Annotated in this window: 12 protein-coding genes; 5 read left to right on the top strand and 7 right to left on the bottom strand. The window is 57.3% G+C overall.

The features are described from left to right. The first annotated feature begins 14 nt into the window (after window positions 1-14). From R3F64_RS04865 to R3F64_RS04850, 4 genes are read left to right on the top strand one after another with little or no spacing between them, the layout of a single operon-like run. The gene (locus R3F64_RS04865) at window positions 15-1424 is read left to right on the top strand and encodes an enoyl-CoA hydratase/isomerase family protein (protein ID WP_332610128.1); all 1410 of its coding nucleotides are present in this window, start codon (window positions 15-17) and stop codon (window positions 1422-1424) included. Beyond that, window positions 1424-2617 (top strand): acyl-CoA dehydrogenase family protein, encoded by a 1194-nt coding sequence (locus R3F64_RS04860; RefSeq protein ID WP_085918059.1) that lies wholly within the window; start codon window positions 1424-1426, stop codon window positions 2615-2617. Before R3F64_RS04865 ends, R3F64_RS04860 begins: the two co-directional genes overlap by 1 nt. A gap of 10 nt (window positions 2618-2627) precedes the next feature. Continuing rightward, on the top strand, window positions 2628-3746 hold the full coding sequence (locus tag R3F64_RS04855) for an acyl-CoA dehydrogenase family protein (RefSeq protein ID WP_332610126.1): 1119 nt from the start codon (window positions 2628-2630) through the stop codon (window positions 3744-3746). A gap of 10 nt (window positions 3747-3756) precedes the next feature. Next, the gene (locus tag R3F64_RS04850; RefSeq protein WP_308323142.1) at window positions 3757-4536 is read left to right on the top strand and encodes an enoyl-CoA hydratase/isomerase family protein; all 780 of its coding nucleotides are present in this window, start codon (window positions 3757-3759) and stop codon (window positions 4534-4536) included. Here the strand turns inward: R3F64_RS04850 and R3F64_RS04845 are convergent. From R3F64_RS04845 to R3F64_RS04815, 7 genes are all read right to left on the bottom strand, one after another. Then, window positions 4518-5477, bottom strand: a complete 960-nt coding sequence (locus R3F64_RS04845) for an NAD(P)H-dependent flavin oxidoreductase (RefSeq protein ID WP_085918056.1) — start codon at window positions 5475-5477, stop codon at window positions 4518-4520. The genes R3F64_RS04850 and R3F64_RS04845 overlap by 19 nt on opposite strands. Window positions 5478-5555: 78 nt before the next feature. After that, on the bottom strand, window positions 5556-6482 hold the full coding sequence (locus R3F64_RS04840) for an electron transfer flavoprotein subunit alpha/FixB family protein (protein WP_332610119.1): 927 nt from the start codon (window positions 6480-6482) through the stop codon (window positions 5556-5558). A gap of 70 nt (window positions 6483-6552) precedes the next feature. Further along, window positions 6553-7302: an electron transfer flavoprotein subunit beta/FixA family protein gene (locus tag R3F64_RS04835; protein WP_332610117.1), complete on the bottom strand. Its 750-nt coding sequence runs from the start codon at window positions 7300-7302 to the stop codon at window positions 6553-6555. A 130-nt stretch (window positions 7303-7432) separates the two neighbouring features. Further along, entirely contained in the window at window positions 7433-8821 is a 1389-nt protein-coding gene (locus tag R3F64_RS04830) for a hypothetical protein (RefSeq protein WP_332610115.1), read from the bottom strand. Next, window positions 8818-9261 (bottom strand): PaaI family thioesterase, encoded by a 444-nt coding sequence (locus R3F64_RS04825; protein ID WP_085920044.1) that lies wholly within the window; start codon window positions 9259-9261, stop codon window positions 8818-8820. The genes R3F64_RS04830 and R3F64_RS04825 overlap by 4 nt, the downstream gene beginning before the upstream one ends. Then, the gene (locus tag R3F64_RS04820; RefSeq protein ID WP_085920043.1) at window positions 9258-10859 is read right to left on the bottom strand and encodes a class I adenylate-forming enzyme family protein; all 1602 of its coding nucleotides are present in this window, start codon (window positions 10857-10859) and stop codon (window positions 9258-9260) included. The genes R3F64_RS04825 and R3F64_RS04820 overlap by 4 nt, the downstream gene beginning before the upstream one ends. Continuing rightward, a complete protein-coding gene (locus R3F64_RS04815) occupies window positions 10859-12010 on the bottom strand; it encodes an acyl-CoA dehydrogenase family protein (protein ID WP_085920042.1) in 1152 nt (383 codons plus the stop codon). The genes R3F64_RS04820 and R3F64_RS04815 overlap by 1 nt, the downstream gene beginning before the upstream one ends. A 205-nt stretch (window positions 12011-12215) precedes the next feature. On the opposite strand from R3F64_RS04815, the gene R3F64_RS04810 reads away from it, so the two are divergent. Next, the gene (locus tag R3F64_RS04810) at window positions 12216-13739 is read left to right on the top strand and encodes a 3-hydroxyacyl-CoA dehydrogenase (RefSeq protein WP_085920041.1); all 1524 of its coding nucleotides are present in this window, start codon (window positions 12216-12218) and stop codon (window positions 13737-13739) included. The last annotated feature ends 22 nt before the right edge of the window (window positions 13740-13761 follow it).

The raw sequence follows: 13761 nt of genomic DNA, 5'->3' as shown, positions 1-13761 counted from the left end.
TATGGGAGCAAGCAATGTCCGTTCATTACCAGCGCCACGGCGACATAGGCGTTATTCAAATTACCAATCCGCCGGTCAATGCTTTGAGTCGTGCGGTACGCCGTGGCTTAGTCGATGCGCTTGACGAGGGTATTACTGACGCAGATGCTAAAGCGCTGGTCGTGCTAGCCGATGGCCGCACCTTTATTGCCGGAGCGGATATTCGTGAGTTCGGCAAGCCGCCTCAAGACCCTCTACTGCCCGATGTGATCACCCATCTGGAAGCCTGCCCAAAACCGCTGATTGCCGCGCTACATGGCACAGCCCTGGGCGGCGGTTTAGAAGTGGCACTAGGTTGCCACTACCGAGTCGCGCTGGCGGGAGCCCGCGTAGGGCTACCAGAGGTAAAGCTTGGTCTGTTGCCTGGTGCCGGTGGCACCCAGCGTTTGCCGCGCTTAGTGGGCGTTGAGCCCGCATTAGAGATGATTACCAGCGGGCGCTTTGTAGAGGCTGAGGAAGCCTTGGAGGCGGGCATTATCGACGCCATCAGCAATGCAGAAACGCCGCTTGACGCGGGCCTAGCGGCAGCTAAAGAGGTACTGGCAGGTAACCAAACGTCGCGCATCACTGGTCAACTACCACCTCCTTCAGCTGATCCCCAGGCGATCGACTCTACGCTGTCGCGTCTTCACCAAGAATCTCCCGATCTCTTCTCGCCGTTTCGCATTGTTGAAGCGGTGGAGGCCTGCGTGACGGCTGAAACGCTTCAAGATGGCCTGCGCAGCGAGCGGGAACTGTTTTTGGCCTGTATGGACTCCCCCCAACGCGCCGGACTCATTCATCTGTTTTTTGCCGCGCGCAGCCCTCACTTAGTGCCAAATATTGACAACGCCAAGGCTTTTAATCGCGTCGCCCTAATGGGCGAGCATCCGCTATTCGAGCGCCTGCAAAAAGCCGCTCAACGGGCGGGGATTACCCTCACTAGCGCACCTGACGCTGCCACCGAGCTATGTCTACTGGCGCCGAATACGCCCATGGATGCTGCCGTGGGATGCCCCGTCATCAAACTGGACGAGATCGGCATCAGCAGCGGGACTGAGGCAGCATTACAGTTAGTCATCCCCGAGGGCGGCAGCATGGTAGAGCTGGTCAACTTAAGTGCAGAGCCACTGATCCAGCAGCAGGCTGCCCTCACCTTAAAGACGCTAAAAGCCAACGTCATGGTCAGCCAACGACAAAGCCTGCTGAATACCATGCACGCTGAAATTAAAGAAGCATCAGGCAGCGGACGGCAATCCGCTTTAGAACAGGCGAGCCTCAGTATCGCCAAAAACGGCTTCTGTTACCGCGAGAGTGACATCGATTTGCTGGGGGTAGAGGCACTGGGCTATCCGCGCCATCTAGGTGGGCCTCACCGCCAGGCAACCCTTAAGGAAACACATTAATGAACCTCACTTTTAGCCCCGAAGAGCAGGCATTCCGTGCAGAGGTACGCCATTTTCTAGCCGATGCGCTACCCAGCGATATTAGCGAACGCGTGCGCTTGGGCCGCCACCTGCGCGCTGATGATCATCTACGCTGGCAGAACATTCTCAGCGAACAGGGTTGGCTCGCCTCTAACTGGCCAAAAGAGCACGGCGGACCAGGCTGGGGACCGGTACAGCGGCATATATTTGATGAAGAGTGCGCCGCGGCCCACGCGCCGACGGTCGTGCCTTTCGGCGTCAACATGGTGGCTCCGGTCATCATGAAATTCGGCAGTATCGAACAGCAACAGCACTATCTGCCGCGCATTTTGAGCAATCAGGATTGGTGGTGCCAGGGCTACTCAGAGCCCGGTGCGGGTTCCGATTTGGCAGGTCTGAATACCCGCGCGGTACGCGATGGCGACCACTATATCGTCAATGGTCAGAAGACCTGGACCACCTTGGGCCAGCACGCCAACATGCTGTTTTGCCTAGTGCGTACCGACCCAGAGGCTAAAAAGCAGGCGGGCATTAGCTTTCTGTTGATCGATATGCAAACGCCGGGGATTACCGTACGACCCATTATTACCCTGGACGGTGCCCACGAAGTTAATGAAATCTTTTTAGACAACGTGCGGGTGCCGGTTGAAAACCGCGTCGGAGAAGAGGGCCAGGGCTGGACCTGCGCCAAATTCCTGCTCACCCACGAACGCACCGGCATTGCAGGGCTTGGCCACGCCAAGCAGGCATTGCGCCACCTGAAGTCTCTCGCCAGCCGGGTTGAGCATCGTGGCAAACCGCTGTTGGACCTGCCCAGTTTCCGCCAGCGGGTGGTCAAAGCCGAGCTTGAGCTGATGGCGCTGGAAGTAACCAATCTACGCGTGATAGCCGCAGCCCGGGATGGCGGCGTGCCCGGCGCAGAAAGCTCGCTGCTGAAAGTGCGTGGCTCAGAGCTGCGCCAGGAGCTAAGCGAGCTCACCCGCCGCGCCCTTGGCCCTGCTGCTCTGCCGTTCTTCCCCGACTTCCTGCATGGTGATGCCAGCCTGGACGATGAGCGCGCCCAAAGCGCCTCCGCCAGTGCTCAATACTTCAATCGCCGCAAGCTGTCGATTTATGGCGGCTCCAACGAAATACAGAAAAGTATTGTCGCCAAAACTATTTTAGCTATGTGAGGAAGTCACCATGGATTTTGCTTTAACCGACGAGCAACGCATGCTCGAAGAGACGCTCTCTCGCTTAGTGGACGATCAGGTTTCCGCAGAGCAGCGCCGTGCGATGCTTGCCGCTGCCCCCGAAGGTGCCTCTGCACTCTGGCGCACCTTTGCTGAGCTTGGCCTACTGCATATGCCCTTTAGTGAAGACGTAGGTGGGCTGGGTGGCGATGGCACCGACCTGATGATTATTATGCAGGCACTCGGGCGAGGCCTGGTGCCAGAACATTATCTTGCGGGCCTTGTGCTACCCGGCCAGTTATTGGCCCTGACCGCTAACAGCGAGCAGCAGAAACACTGGCTAACCCCACTACTTGAGGGCAAACACCAATTGGCGTTTGCCTGGCAGGAATATAGCACCCGCTATGATGCCTTTACGGTATCTACCCAAGCTAAACAGCAAGACGGTCAGTGGCAGTTAAATGGCAGAAAAGATGTCGTTCTGAACCTCGAAGCGGCGGCAGCTACGCTGGTCACGGCACAGTTGGAGAGCGGCAAATTAGGGCTATTCATTGTGCCCAGGGGTGCGCCCGGCGCATCGTCGCACCTTTATTGCACTATCGACGACCAAGCTGCCGGTGATCTCACGCTAGACAAGGTTACACTGCCGTTAGCCCATTGCCTGAGCGAAGATATCAGCGATGCGCTGGCCGAGGTTCTGGCCCTAGGTCGCGCGGCAATCTGCGCTCAAGCCATCGGCGCAATGGAAGAAGCCTGCGACCAAACCCTGGCCTATCTTAAAGAGCGCAAGCAGTTTGGCCTGCCACTATCCACCTTCCAGGCGCTGCAACACCGCATGGTGGATATGCACTTACACCTGGAGCAATCCCGCTCCATGGCGATTTTAGCGGCAACCAGCCTTACCCTGCCTGCCAGCGAGCGGGATTACAAAATTGCCGCGGCCAAGGCGTACTGTGGCGAATCAGCGCGCTTTATTGCCGAACAGGCCATCCAGCTTCATGGGGCAATGGGCATGACCGAAGAGTGCTATGTCGCGAACTACGCCAAGCACCTGGTGATGTTCGATCACTACCTGGGCGATAGCGACTACCATCTCGAAACGGTCAGTGATCTGTTAAGCGTTGCCTAGGGAGCATGATATGTCCGATCGCACCGGCGAATTAGTCACTGTCAGCGCTAATGAAAACGGCGTTGTCGAAGTAGCGATTGCGCGCCCAGAAGTCCGCAATGCCCTGAATGAAACCACCGCCTTGGCGCTCAATCAAGCGCTGGCGGCGGTAGCGACTGATGAACGGGTTCGCTGCGTCATTCTGCGCGGTGAGGGCAGCGCGTTTTGTGCGGGGGCTGATCTGTCGGAGTTTGAGAAGGCGACGTCTCAGCCCGCCAGCGAGCGGCTGGAAAAGCTCTTTCTGCCCGCCCTGCGCAGTTTAATGACGATGGAAAAGCCGGTGATTGCAGCGGTTAGTGGCGCCGCGGCAGGCATAGGGGTTTCCTATGTGCTGGCCAGCGATATGGTGGTCATGGGCCGTTCCGCTTACTTGAAGCTTGCCTTTATCAATATCGGTTTGATCCCCGACGGCGGCGCCTGCTGGCATCTGGTACGCAAGCTTGGTCACGCCCAGGCGTTTGAGATGGCCGCCTTGGCGACCCCCATTTCGGGTGAGCGCTGCGTGGCGCTCGGCTTGGCTAACCGGGTCGTTGAAGATCACCAGGTGCTAGCAGAAGTGCGTTCGTTGGCCCAAGCGCTGGTGGGTCAATCGCCTCAGGCGTTAAGTGCCACCAAACGCGCGCTGCGTGAAGCCGCACAGCGATCGTTGAGTGACACAATGGCGTTAGAGGGCGAGCTACAGGATCAGTGCAAGGCCTCTGAGGATTTCCAGATGCGAGTGGCGGCGTTTCGTCAAAGCCGCCGTAAATGATTCTGCGCCTGCTGATAATCTGCGCGTAGCGTGGCGACTTCTTCGGCCACGCTATTCAGTGTGGCAATACTACCCACGCCCTGCCCTGCGCCCCAAATATCCCGCCACGCTTTTGCTTTACTGCTACCGCCTGAGCCGTAGCGCATCGAGCTTTTATCGCCTTCAGGCAGCGCATTAGGGTCTAATCCCGCCTTTTCAATGCTTTGTCGCAAGTAGTTACCGTGCACGCCGGTAAACAGGTTGGTATAGACAATGTCTCCCGCTGCAGCGTCCAGCACCATCTGTTTGTAGGCGGCTTGAGCATTGGCCTCTTGAGTGGCAATAAAACGCGTGCCCATATACACCAAGTCGACGCCTAGCGCCTGGGCGGCAACGATCTGCTCGCCTTTGGTGATCGCCCCCGCCAGCACCAGCGGCCCGTCATAGAAGCGGCGCACCTCGGCCACAAAGGCAAAGGGATTTAAACGCCCGGCATGACCGCCCGCACCGTGGCACACCAGTATCAATCCATCGACGCCTGCATCCACTGCTTTCCTAGCATGACGCAGCGTAGTAACGTCATGAAAGACCAAGCCGCCATAGGCGTGTACCTTTTCCACTACACGATTAGGCGCGTGCAAGCTGGTGATCACCAGCGGCACTTTAAACTCGGCGCACAGCGCCACATCGTGCTCTAAACGATCATTGGTAGGGTGGACGATTTGATTAACCGCAAAGGGCGCTGAAGGCTGTTCTGGATGACGCTCGTCATAATCAGCCAGGGTTTGGGTGACCTGCTCCAGCCACTCGCGCAGCACCTCCGCTGGGCGGGCATTGAGCGCGGGGAAAGCACCCATAATGCCCGCCTGGCACTGGGCAATCACCAACTCAGGCCCGGAGACGATAAACATCGGAGAGCCGATAACCGGCAGAGTTAACGAAGCGGTTAGACGCGTTAGCATAGGCAACTCGCTGGGTTATTATTGTAAAGTCGCTAAAAAGCCCCTTACGGGGCTTTTACGAGACTCTTTTCAAGGCGTTTACAGCTTGCTTTCCAGCTCCGGCAGGATCTCGAACAGATCGCCCACCAGGCCATAATCCGCGACCTGGAAGATCGGCGCTTCGTCGTCTTTATTGATCGCGACGATCACCTTGGAGTCTTTCATGCCCGCCAGGTGCTGAATGGCACCGGAGATGCCCACGGCGATATACAGATCCGGGGCAACGATCTTGCCGGTCTGGCCGACCTGCATATCGTTGGGGACAAAGCCGGCATCAACCGCGGCGCGGGAGGCACCAATCGCCGCCCCCAGCTTGTCAGCAATGCCATCCAGCAGCTTGAAGTTCTCGCCATTGCCCATGCCGCGACCGCCAGAGATGACGACCTTGGCACCGCCAAGCTCCGGGCGGTCCGACTCGGCCAGCTCCTGTTTGACGAAACTGGACTGGGCGTTGTCGACCACGGTATCAACGGCTTCGATCGGGGCGCTGCCACCGTCGCCCACGGCATCAAAGCCGGTGGTACGTATGGTAATGACTTTCAGCGCGTCGTCGCTCTTGACGGTCGCAATGGCGTTACCGGCGTAAATCGGGCGCTTGAAGGTGTCAGCGCTATCCACGGCAAGCACATCGGAAAGCTGGCTGACGTCTTTCAAGGCCGCCAGACGCGGTAGCACGTTTTTGCCGGTGGTGGAGGCGCTGGCCAGTACGTGGGTGTAGCCATCGGCCAGTTCGACCAGCAGTGCGCCCATGGGCTCGGCAAGCTGGTGGGCGTAAACGGCGTTATCCGCAACGCGTACTTTACTCACGCCATCAAGCTTGGCCGCCGCCTCGGCCGCGGCCTGAACGCCTTCACCGGCGACAAGAACGTCGATATCGCCACCAATGGCTTTAGCCGCGGCCACGACGTGGGCCGTGGCGCCCGCCAGCTGGCCTTCATGAAGGTCGGCAAGTACCAAAATGCTCATAAAATCAGCTCCTTTCAAAGCGCTTGTCTCGAAGAACTTGTCTCAAAGTACGGGGTGTAAAGAACCGACCTTAAAGAACCTTGGCTTCGTTTTTCAGTTTGTCAATCAGCTCGTCGACCGAGGCCACTTTGATACCGCCCTTGCGTTCGGCGGGGGATTCGACTTTCACCAGGCTCACCTTGGACGCCACCTCGACGCCGTAATCGGCGGGGGTCTTCACATCCATGGGCTTTTTCTTGGCTTTCATGATATCCGGCAGTTTGGCGTAGCGCGGCTCGTTCAAGCGCAGGTCGGTCGTGACAATCGCTGGCAGCGTCAGAGCGATGGTTTGCAGGCCGCCATCGATTTCCCGCGTCACGTGAACCTTGTCACCGTCGACGGCTACCTCTGACGCAAAGGTGCCCTGGGGCAGGTTGGTCAAGGCGGCGAGCATCTGGCCGGTCTGGTTATTGTCGGTGTCGATGGCCTGCTTGCCGAGGATGACCATGCCCGGCTGCTCTTCATCGACCACCTTGGCCAGCAGCTTGGCCACGGCCAGTGATTCGGCGCGCTCGTCAGTCTCAATGTGAATGGCGCGATCCGCCCCCAGCGCCAGCGCGGTGCGCAGCTGTTCCTGGGCCGCCTTGGGGCCGACCGTCACGGCGACCACTTCGGTGGCGACGCCCTTCTCTTTCAGGCGTACCGCTTCTTCCACGGCAATTTCGCAGAAGGGGTTCATGGCCATTTTGACGTTGGTAAGGTCGACGTCAGAGTGATCCGCTTTGACACGAATTTTGACGTTGTAGTCGATGACGCGTTTCACCGCGGCGAGAATTTTCATAAGACGGGCTCCAAATGCTTAGCTAATCAATTCAATTAATTCCGCATAGCAAAATATTATTTCACTTTATAAAATTTACATTAAAAAAACGCCGAACAAAGGTCAAGCGCTTCCTTGTGCTGGCACTCTCTTAAAAAGGAGACCAGAGAAACCATGCTGCTAACAGCGGAATCGAGGTTACCAAAAAGCGACCGTTCCAGCGGTAGCCAATCTTAGTGGCGGGTACGCCGGTAAATCGCGATAGGATCAACATTGATGCCGTCATCGGCGACGACATTAGCGCCAGCGCCCAACCTACCATCAGCGATGCCCCTATCAGCGCAGGGGTTAGCCCCTCAATGCCTAACTGTGGCAACAACCCCACCAGCAGCGTTACCGTCACAATAGGATTAACGCCTATCTGGGCAAGCCCAACGACCATTAGCATGGCAAGCACAGCATTAAAGGCGCCCAACTGGTTTAACACCGTTAATAGCGGTGCCAACTGCTGAGTATCGACTAGCCCAACGCATAAGTGCCCTAAATAACCCGCCGCCCCCAACACCACAATTTCATTTGCGCTGGGAGACAGCAGCCATGGTAACTGGCGATGCACAGCGCTTACAGCAGCGGGCAGCCCAAAATAACCTAGCCTACGCCGCTGCCAGGCAAGCCATAGAAGTGCCCCAGTAGGCCCCCCCAACAGCGCGGCAATCGGTAAGCGAAGCTCTAAGAGCCACGCAATACTAAACACCAGCGCAACAATACCGATAAGCAACACACTAAACTGCGCCAGCGGGCGTAACGAAGGGATAGTTGCCTGGGTTTTATTGGCAGGCGGATGCGGCCCCGTTAGGTAATCCACCGCCCAACCCGCTAGAAAAATCAGCGCTGCGGCGCCCAAAATATACGGTGCTAGCTCAAGCCAGGTAACTTGGGGCAGGCTCGATAGCACCACCGCCACCCCAATGCCCATGGGCGAAATCAGCGGCGCCAGGGAAAAACCACGCAGTAGCGCCAGCATCATCCGCCGCTGGCGCGCCTCACGCACCCAAGCACGGCCTTGAGCGGCACCTAGCGTGTTGCTCTTTTCGATCATGGCAGCGAACAGATTAAGCACGCCGATATTGAGAATAATGCCAAACAGCGCCGAGCCTGATGACAAAATCGGGTAACGGCGGCTGGGCGGTTGAAGCAGCATGCTCTGCCCGCTGCGGCGCACCAAACGGGAACGATAGGCAGGTAAGCGCAGCATACTCAGCGCCACCACAAAGGTGGCAAAAAAAGCAAAACGCCCGCTGGCCTCAAACAGCAGCGGGCCAGGGTTCGGCGAACGCCATAGCGCAAGTAAAGACAGTAACCCTGCGGCCAGCAATATCCCTTTGGCCATTCGGGTTAGCTGGCCGCCAAGCGTCGCTAAATAGAACAGCAGCGCGGCAACGCCAAAGGCCTGTGCAAACAGGCTGCCGATCACCAAATGAAATAGCGTTGCCAGGGTCACTAGCAGTAAAAGAGAAACCCGTAGGCGGGCTAGGCTCACTCAGAAGCATCCTCGGGAAGTCCTTCAGGCGATTCACTGCCGCTGCGACGACGAAACGACCCCTGACCCATCGCCACTAGATTGCCCTTTTCGTCGGTGATTTCACCGCTGGTCATATAGGTTTTTTGCCCACCACCGCGCAGGATTCCCGTTGCCCGCAGCACACCCTGCCGGGCGGGACCCACAAACGTGGTCGTCAGAGACAGCGTCATCCCCCGGCGAATATTGCCCGGCACCTCACAGTGCAGGCCTGCCAGACTCAGGGCACTATCCAGCATCGAGGTCAGCACGCCACCGTGCACATTGCCACTGCGGTTCAGGTGCTTGGGCTCAATGGTGAGTTCAACCACGGTGCGATCTTGGTGCCATTCAACCACCTGCATACCCAGCAGTTCGTGATAGCCCATCAGTGCGTGTTGCGAAGTATCCGGCTGGCTCATGAGGCGCTCTCCTGCTGCGCCAAGTCACGCAGCCGCCCCTTGAGAATTTTGCCACTGGCGGTGGAAGGCAGCGTATCCATTAAAACAATTTGAGTGGGTCGCTTGTAAGGCGCCAGTCGCTCAGCAATAAACGTTTTAAGCTCCGCCAGATCTACCTCAACGCCCGGCTCGCATTGCACAAATGCCACTACCTCTTCGTTTCCGGCGATCTGGCGCCCTACCACAGCGGTTAGCGTGACTGCCGGGTGCTCGTTGATCACCGCTTCCACGTCAGGTGGGTAGATGTTGAAGCCCGAGCGGATTATCAGCTCTTTGCTACGTCCAACGATATACAGTTGATCATCGTGATCGAGCTTGGCAATGTCGCCGGTATTGAGCCAACCATCTTCGGTCAGGGTGGCACGGGTAGCTTCCGGTTGGCGGAAGTAGCCTTTCATTATGTTAGGGCCGCGCACCCACAGTTCACCCACTTCTTCGCCAGGCTGCTCGGAAGTGCCACTATCGCTCAGAGGCTCCAGACGATACTCCAGCAGGGGGAGCACGCGGCCAACGGTGCTGTTGGCATGGCGATCATTAATACGGGTTTGGCTGATGGTGGGACTCGCCTCGGTTAATCCGTAGCCATTGTGTAGCGTCAGGCCAAAGGCTGCTTCCACACGCACTTTGGTATCGCTGTCTAACGGCGAACCACCCGCAGACATGTAAATCAGCTCAGGCGCTTCCAGGGTGCGCTGCTCGCGTTTCAAGAACTCTAACGCCCGGGCATACATAGCGGGCACGCCCTGGAGCACGGTAATACGCTCCTGCTTTAGCGTATCTAACATATGCGCGGCATCAAAACGCGGCACGGTATACAGGCAGGCACCGTTATACAGCGATCCCATGCACACAGAAGAGAGACCAAACACATGAGACATGGGCAGTACGCCATATACTCGCTGCCCTTCACTTAAATGGCGCATACCACCGGAGATCGAGGCAATATATAGAATGCCGCGATGGGTCAGCATGACGCCTTTAGGCGTGCCTGTGGTGCCCGAGGTGTAGATCATTGCTGCCACCTGCTCGGCACCACTTGCGTAGACCGGCTCGGGCTCACTGTCGTAAAGCGGTGAAATCGCCAACCCACCCAACTGAGGGTGCTGGTAGCGGTCGGCGGCGTGGCGCTCGGCGTGCTGGCACGCCTCTGGTGATGCATCGCAAGTGTAGAACACTCGCCGAGGCAGGCAGTTGCCCTGAATCAGATCGACTTCCTGGGCAGACAAACGCGAATTCACAATCGCCACCCAGACATTCATCTCGCTGGCGGCGAGCAGCAGCACGACCAGGGCGCGGCAGTTTTCGCTTACCGTCATAATCCGGTCGCCTGGGCGAATATCCAGAGCACTTAACCAATCACAGGCGGCGTGTATTTCTTCACCCAGCTCTGCATAGCTCAAGCGTATGTTGCCATCCACAATAGCGGGTCGATCGCCAAGGCGCTGAGCATTTTCAAGCACGCGGGTGCTGAGTCGTTCGGGAAGCTCAGCCACCAGCTCGCTGGCGAGGCGCCCAAAAATATTCTCGTCCGGTGCTTGGTAAGGTACCGACAAAGCCATTAGGACGCCTCCCGCACCATATTCCGGGCAATCACGATTTGCTGAATTTGGGTCGTGCCTTCGTAAATGCGGAATAGCCGCACATCACGGTAGAAGCGCTCAACGGCGTACTCAGACATATAGCCCGCGCCGCCGTGAACTTGCACCGCGCGATCGGCCACTCGCCCTACCATCTCAGCGCAGAACAGTTTGCAGCAGGAGGCCAGCGTCGAAACGTTTTCGTTATCATCTTTACGGCGCGCGGCATCCATCACCATGGTCTTGCCTGCATAGGCTTCGGTTTTACTATCTGCCAGCATGGCTTGAATCAATTGGTGTTCGGCAAGGGCAGCACCAAACTGTTTGCGTTCCATGGTGTAGCGCAATGACTCTTCGACCAAGCGCTCAGCCACGCCTACGCAGACCGCAGAAATGTGCAACCGCCCGCGATCCAGCACCTTCATGGCGGTTTTAAAGCCCTGCCCCTCTTTACCACCAATAATGTTTTCGGCGGGTACCCGGCAGTTATCGAAAATAATATCGCAGGTGTGGGCACCCTTCTGGCCCATCTTGTTATCTGCCGGGCCGCGCACTAAACCCGGGGTATCGCCTTCGACAATAAATGCTGATATACCACCTGCGCCTTTATTATTAGGATCAGTGCGCGCCATAACGGTAAAAAGATCAGCTTCGGGGCCGTTGGTGATATAGCGTTTGGTGCCATTCAAAATATAGTGATCACCGTCGCGCACCGCTGTCGTCCGCAGGCTGGCCGCATCGGAGCCTGAATCGGGCTCGGTCAAACAGAACGAGCTGAGGATCTCCCCCGTTGCCAAACGCGGCACATATTTAGCTTTCTGCTCGTCGGTGCCGTCAATCAAAATACCTTGGGCTCCAATACCGTTGTTGGTGCCAAATACCGAGCGAAAGGCGGGCGACGTTTTGCCAATCTCCATCGCCACCAACGCCTCCTCTTCCATCGTCAACCCCAGTCCGCCGTACTCTTCAGGAATCGATAGCCCAAAAAGCCCCATCTCTTTCATTTCCGATAGAATTTCCGGCGGCACAGCATCATCTTCTGCCAGTCTCGCCTCATTGGGAATTAGGCGCTCACGGACAAAACGGCCGATGGTATCGACAAGCTGATTGATTAATTCGGGATCTCGGATCATGACGGCTCCTGGTGGCAACGGTTTTTATGATTAGTGTTAGCGCTGGGCGTGGACAGTACGCATGTTCTGCATAGCAAAACCATAGTCCACTATTCTTGTCAGGCACTTTTGCATAGCCTAGGATGACAGTCAATAATTGGAATTCTATTTTGCAATGCAGAATCAAAACACCAAATAGCACCCATTTGCAGAGAGGACTTAGCGCATGGCTAGCGAATCAACACCTTCCCCTTTTAACACGCTTGGTATCGTCGGCACCGGCGCTATGGGGCGTGGCATCGCGCAGTTGGCTGCTCAGGCAGGTCTAGACGTCATGCTGTTCGACGTTAAAGAGGGTGCCGTACAAGAAGCTAAAACCTTTATTAATGGCCTATGGCAGAGAAGCGCCGAAAAGCAGCGCATTAGTGAGGACCAGGCTCAGCAGTACAGTGAACGGTTGATCGAAGCAAGCGAGCTCGCCGCGCTGGCCCCTTGCGACATAATCGTCGAAGCGATTGTTGAGAAGCTAGAGGCCAAGCAGGGTCTGTTCAGCGACTTAGAAGACATCATCAGCCAACAAGCGGTATTAGCGACCAATACATCATCGCTATCTGTCACAGCGATTGCCGCCGCCTGCCAGCACCCGGAGCGGGTTATCGGCTTTCACTTCTTTAACCCCGTACCGCTGATGAAAATTGCCGAGGTCATCCCTGGCCTACGTACCGCCGAAGAGGTGACCCAGCAGGTGAATGCCCTGGGCGATGCCATGGGCCACTTCACCGCTCAGGCGACCGATACGCCGGGATTCCTGGTCAACCACGCCGGGCGTGCCTTCGGCACCGAAGCGTTACGTATTTTAGGGGAAAGCGTGACTGACCCGGCGACCATCGATCGTATTATGGTTGATCAGGGTGGATTCAGGATGGGCCCCTTTACCCTGCTTGATCTGACCGGGCTCGATGTTTCCCATGCGGTGATGGAATCGGTGTATCACCAATATTATGAAGAGCCTCGCTTTCGCCCTTCACCGTTAACGCGGCAACGTTTGGCCGCGGGCTTGCTGGGGCGCAAAACCGGTGAAGGGTTCTACCGCTATATAGAAGGTAGGCAGCAAATGTCGGATGAGCCTGCCATTGCTGCTGTGCCGCCAAGACCTGTGTGGATTAGCCAAGACGATCACGAAAGTGCCTCTGCTCTCGCTGAGCTGGTCAACACGGCGGGCTGGCCATTAGAAACCGGCCCGCAGCCCACTGAACAAGCGCTCTGCCTGCTGACCCCCTTTGGCGAAGACGCCACCAGCTGCGCACTGCGCCAGAGATTAGACGCCCAACAGTGCGTGGCCGTGGATATGCTCGCGGGGCTCGATAACCGCCGCAGCCTAATGACGACACCGCTGACCCAAGACACGTTTATTCAAGCAGCACAGAGCCTTCTCAATCAAGACGGCACGGCGGTGAGCACCCTCCAGGACAGCAACGGTTTTGTTCTTCAGCGTATTACTGCCTGCATCGTTAATGTCGGCGCCGATATTGCCCAGCAGGGCGTCGCTGAACCCGCGACTATCGACCGTGCGGTTGAGCTTGGCCTGGGCTACCCGTTTGGCCCCTTGGGCATGGGCGACCACTACGGCGCTTCACGCATTATGACGATACTCAATAACTTGCTTGAGGCCACCGGCGACCCCCGTTATCGCCCCAGCCCGTGGCTGCGCCGCCGCGCCGCGCTACAAGTATCGCTAACCACCGCTTAACGTCTACACCAATAACAAGGAG

The organism is Halomonas sp. 5021 (genome assembly GCF_036663435.1).
GTDB lineage: Bacteria > Pseudomonadota > Gammaproteobacteria > Pseudomonadales > Halomonadaceae > Vreelandella > Vreelandella janggokensis.
This window is presented reverse-complemented; position numbering and strand designations above follow the sequence as displayed.

Bases quoted from the DNA above. Each gene is read 5' to 3' on its own strand.
- R3F64_RS04865 (WP_332610128.1), top strand. From the start codon at position 15: ATGTCCGTTCATTACCAGCGCCACGGCGACATAGGCGTTATTCAAATT.
- R3F64_RS04860 (WP_085918059.1), top strand. From the start codon at position 1,424: ATGAACCTCACTTTTAGCCCCGAAGAGCAGGCATTCCGTGCAGAGGTA.
- R3F64_RS04855 (WP_332610126.1), top strand. From the start codon at position 2,628: ATGGATTTTGCTTTAACCGACGAGCAACGCATGCTCGAAGAGACGCTC.
- R3F64_RS04850 (WP_308323142.1), top strand. From the start codon at position 3,757: ATGTCCGATCGCACCGGCGAATTAGTCACTGTCAGCGCTAATGAAAAC.
- R3F64_RS04845 (WP_085918056.1), bottom strand. From the start codon at position 5,477: ATGCTAACGCGTCTAACCGCTTCGTTAACTCTGCCGGTTATCGGCTCT.
- R3F64_RS04840 (WP_332610119.1), bottom strand. From the start codon at position 6,482: ATGAGCATTTTGGTACTTGCCGACCTTCATGAAGGCCAGCTGGCGGGC.
- R3F64_RS04835 (WP_332610117.1), bottom strand. From the start codon at position 7,302: ATGAAAATTCTCGCCGCGGTGAAACGCGTCATCGACTACAACGTCAAA.
- R3F64_RS04825 (WP_085920044.1), bottom strand. From the start codon at position 9,261: ATGAGCCAGCCGGATACTTCGCAACACGCACTGATGGGCTATCACGAA.
- R3F64_RS04820 (WP_085920043.1), bottom strand. From the start codon at position 10,859: ATGGCTTTGTCGGTACCTTACCAAGCACCGGACGAGAATATTTTTGGG.
- R3F64_RS04815 (WP_085920042.1), bottom strand. From the start codon at position 12,010: ATGATCCGAGATCCCGAATTAATCAATCAGCTTGTCGATACCATCGGC.
- R3F64_RS04810 (WP_085920041.1), top strand. From the start codon at position 12,216: ATGGCTAGCGAATCAACACCTTCCCCTTTTAACACGCTTGGTATCGTC.